Annotated in this window: 3 protein-coding genes and 1 pseudogene; 2 read left to right on the forward strand and 2 right to left on the reverse strand. The window is 44.8% G+C overall.

What is annotated here, in order from left to right:
- Positions 1-53 precede the first annotated feature (53 nt).
- The gene (locus tag HMPREF1051_RS08860) at positions 54-1,403 is read left to right on the forward strand and encodes a hypothetical protein (protein ID WP_003767360.1); all 1,350 of its coding nucleotides are present in this window, start codon (positions 54-56) and stop codon (positions 1,401-1,403) included.
- A 275-nt stretch (positions 1,404-1,678) separates the two neighbouring features.
- Here the strand turns inward: HMPREF1051_RS08860 and HMPREF1051_RS15585 are convergent.
- Positions 1,679-1,741, reverse strand: a pseudogene (locus HMPREF1051_RS15585) (transposase); the annotation flags it as partial.
- A gap of 205 nt (positions 1,742-1,946) precedes the next feature.
- Positions 1,947-2,396: a CopD family copper resistance protein gene (locus HMPREF1051_RS08865; protein ID WP_003767364.1), complete on the reverse strand. Its 450-nt coding sequence runs from the start codon at positions 2,394-2,396 to the stop codon at positions 1,947-1,949.
- Between the two features lie 274 nt (positions 2,397-2,670).
- Between HMPREF1051_RS08865 and HMPREF1051_RS08870 the strand changes: the two genes are divergently transcribed.
- On the forward strand, positions 2,671-3,675 hold the full coding sequence (locus tag HMPREF1051_RS08870; RefSeq protein ID WP_003767362.1) for a TraB/GumN family protein: 1,005 nt from the start codon (positions 2,671-2,673) through the stop codon (positions 3,673-3,675).
- Positions 3,676-3,698 lie beyond the last annotated feature (23 nt).

Raw genomic sequence — 3,698 nt, forward strand, 5'->3', positions numbered from 1 at the left:
ACATAAGCTTTCTTTGGTGTGAATAGATTACTTTGAAAATTAAGAAATAAAATATGGTTAAACACATTTTCCTTACTTGCGGCGTGTTGCTTTCAGCAACCGCTCAAACCGCCTTTGCCAAAGAGCTGGAAGGCATGTTGGTCACTCAAAACAATTATGTCCGGATTCGAAGTTGTGATTTGAAAAACAATTACACTTTGCTTCCCGGTAGCGGAAACGGCTATGAAGCTGCAGCGGAAATCATCAGCGTCAGAAAAAATACGCCTGAAAACACACCAATCTATGTCGGATTAAGAGGCAATCTGGAAAACACCAATTTTTTGATTTCAGGCATTGATTTCATCAAAATGGGCGAGAGCTGTCATGTGCCGCATACCGAAACTCCGCCTGCCGAAGTCGTTATTCGAGAGTATCCGCTTAATCAGCAGAAATCAGGTTCGACAGGAGGCAAGCCTGAGTCTAAACAAGACAATGCGAAATTAAAAGCTACGGAATCCCAACAAGCTAAGGCAGAACAGGACAAACCGGAAGAAACGGCAGGCAAGTCAGAAGAGCCGATTCCTTATCCTGAAGTTACACAGACTAACCAATCGGAAGACGGTAAAAAGTCTGAAGGTAATTCAAATTCAGACGACCTCGTTAAAGAAAGTGTGAAAACGGAGGATGTCAAACAGACAGATACCGAGAAATCTGATCGCACAACTGCTGGCTCGGCGACACAGGAAGGATCAAATACAACTGCGCCAACCGAGAAAAAAACCGTAGAAAACAAGGAAATTGATACGTCGGCTAAAGCAGAAGCATCTGAAACGGTAGAAGCACCAACCAAATCAGAAATGTCTGAAGTGGTAGAAGTGCCAGTTAAAGCAGAAACGCATGAAACAGTAGAAGCACCAATCCGATTTGAATCACTTGAAAAGGTAGAAACGCTGCCAACCAAGACGGAAATTTCTGCAACCGAAGAAACGCCAGCCCAAACGGAGGCGCCTGCAACAGTAGAAACAAGGGTAACAACAGAAACTACGCCAACTACGCAAGCTCCGGTAGCGGAAGAAGTTTCGACAAAAACAGTTGATGTAGAGGAGCATACGTCCGTATCGGAGTCTGTGGCTCCTGTGGTTTTGCCGGCAGAAAGTCAGCCGGTAGAAGCCGCTACCGTATCCGAATTGAAGCCTGAAACCGGTAAGCAAGAGACTCCATCGGTAGAGCATGAGCCTTTGGCGCCGCAAGTAGATATCCAACGCGAAGAAACGCATTCTGCACACAACACGCTGCCGGCAACGCCAATGACTACCGAAACATCTGCGTCACAGACAGAGCCTCCTGTTGTGAATGAAGAAACGTCAGTGCAGCCCGTTTATGTCAATAAGGTCATCGTGCATGATGATGACGCATATGAATAAAAGGCAGGCAAGCCCAACAAAATAGCAGAGTCGATTTGCTGTTTTCCATATAAAAGGTCGTCTGAATCTTTTTCAGACGACCTTTTATTATGAATTGATTTTAGCGATACAACATTTTTTCGTATCCTTGATTAAAGAGAAAAATTTCCTCACGCTTAGGAAGCAAGAAGTAAATCGGTTTTATATTGGATTAACTTTAAACCAGTACGGCGTTGCCTCGCCTTAGCTCAAAGAGAACGATTCTCTAAGGTGCTGAAGCACCAAGTGAATCGGTTCCGTACTATCTGTACTGTCTGCGGCTTCATCGCCTTGTCCTGATTTAAATTTAATCCACTATATATGAACCTCGTTACCTTTTAATTTTGAATAATCTGCCTCAGCTGATGAGAAAGAGGGGATAGCGCGGCTGACTTGGTCATATTGGTTTTGTGGGTTATGCGGATTTTTTGCTTTTAAATGCCGCTATTTGTCAGCGTGTTATTTTGTGTTCGTTCTTTGTTTTTCAGACGACCTCTGATGGTAAATAGGTCGTCTGAAAACAGCTTACCAAGACAGATAGAACATGGCTTTGGCAAAAAATACGATGAACAGCATATGAGAAAACACGACGGCGTGGATGTATTTGGACCAGCCGACGGTCAGGGTGCGCCGTGCCATTTTGACGACGGCGATGGCGAAATGGACGAGGACGCTGACTGCCAACAGGATTTTGAGGGTGAGGAACGTACCGAATGAGGTGGCGAAGGGTTGACTCAAAAAGGGCAGGTAGCGGTTGAATACCATGACGATGCCGCTGATGAAAAGCGTAATGACGACGGGCGGCATAACGCGGACGGCGCGGTAGGACATGGCGCGTTCGACTTCGCGGCGCGATTCGCGTGAGACGCGGCCGGTGTGCATGACGGACAAAACCAGCATTTCGAAAAATACGCCGCCGACAAAGGCGATGGCGCAATAGAGGTGGATGATGTGGGCGATGGCGTAGAGACTCATGACCGTGTTCCGAAGTGGATATTCAGGCGAAATTGTATCATCAGTCGGGCGGTTTCAGACGACCTTTTCCTTATTGTCGGCTCAATAGCCGGTATCGCTCGGGATGTGCAAAGAAGCCATTTTGTTTATTAGGGCAGTTCGATAGTTAAGGAGCAAAATAGTTTTAAGATCTGGTAATAAAATCGGGTATTTTATTTAACATATCAGTCTATTTTAAAGTTAACCCCCTATACACTATACTGTTGCCACATTTCATGATGATGAAGAGGAAAAGATGAATAAATTATTGTCTCTGTTGGCTGTTTGTTTGGCGATTGTGCCGTTGTCTGCATGTAAACAGGAGGTTTCGGAGAAACCGGCAGCAAAGCAAGAAAAAGCGGCTTCTGTTGTTATTCGTCCTGAATTGAATTGGGATACCCCTAAATTAACCAGTAATGTTTGGAAAATCAGCAAATCGGGGCAGCCGGATTCTTATTTGGTCGGTACCATCCATATCGGTAAGCCCAATGCCACCTTGTCTAAAGATGCAAAGAATCTGCTGGCATCTGTCGAACAGTTGGTTACCGAGGCCGATATGCTGCCCCAGCTCAATGATGAAGAGATGGCGAAATATCAAGAGTTTATGCAAAAAATTTATAGTCAAGATTCTTTGAAATCCAAGTTGGGCGATAAGAATTTTGAACTGTTGCAACAGGACTTTATGAAAAGTCCGGAGTTGGCTCAGATGGCACCGTACATCGACCACATGCATCCTTGGGCGGTGTTGCTGTTTGCTTTAAGTATTTATCCGCCTGAATACAGCAACCAGACAGGTGTGGATATTTTGCTGTCGAAAGCGGCACAAGAGTCCGGTAAAACACGCCTTGCTTTAGAGGATGTGATGGATTTTTCTCAAATTTTTGCCAGTCAGCCGGAAAAGTTGATGATTAAAATGTTGACATTGAGAACGAATGAAGAGTATGCCGAACGGGAAACCAAACGTCTTTTCAATGCCTATGAGAAAGGAAAGTTCGAGGATTTACCTTTGGTGCAAACTGAATTCGAAAAGGAATTTGCTCAAAAGTATCCCGATACTATTCCCGCTTTATCTTGGGTACGCAGCGATTTGCTGATTAAGCGCAATCAAAGTTGGCTGCCGAAAATCAAAGAGATATCTGCTAAAAAGAAAACGGTGTTTGCCGTAGGCATCATGCACCTAATGTCTGAGCAAGGCTTGATTGAGAAGTTGCGCAAGGAGGGTTATCAGGTGACGCCGGAGCCTTCAATCTTGATGTGGTAAAGCGTAAAACGTCGTCTGAAAAA

This window comes from Neisseria sicca VK64 (assembly GCF_000260655.1).
In the GTDB taxonomy this organism is placed as follows: Bacteria; Pseudomonadota; Gammaproteobacteria; order Burkholderiales; family Neisseriaceae; genus Neisseria; species Neisseria sicca_B.

Excerpts from the sequence above, each read along its gene's own strand:
- HMPREF1051_RS08865 (WP_003767364.1), bottom strand. The coding sequence starts at position 2,396 with ATGAGTCTCTACGCCATCGCCCACATCATCCACCTCTATTGCGCCATC.
- HMPREF1051_RS08860 (WP_003767360.1), top strand. The coding sequence starts at position 54 with ATGGTTAAACACATTTTCCTTACTTGCGGCGTGTTGCTTTCAGCAACC.
- HMPREF1051_RS08870 (WP_003767362.1), top strand. The coding sequence starts at position 2,671 with ATGAATAAATTATTGTCTCTGTTGGCTGTTTGTTTGGCGATTGTGCCG.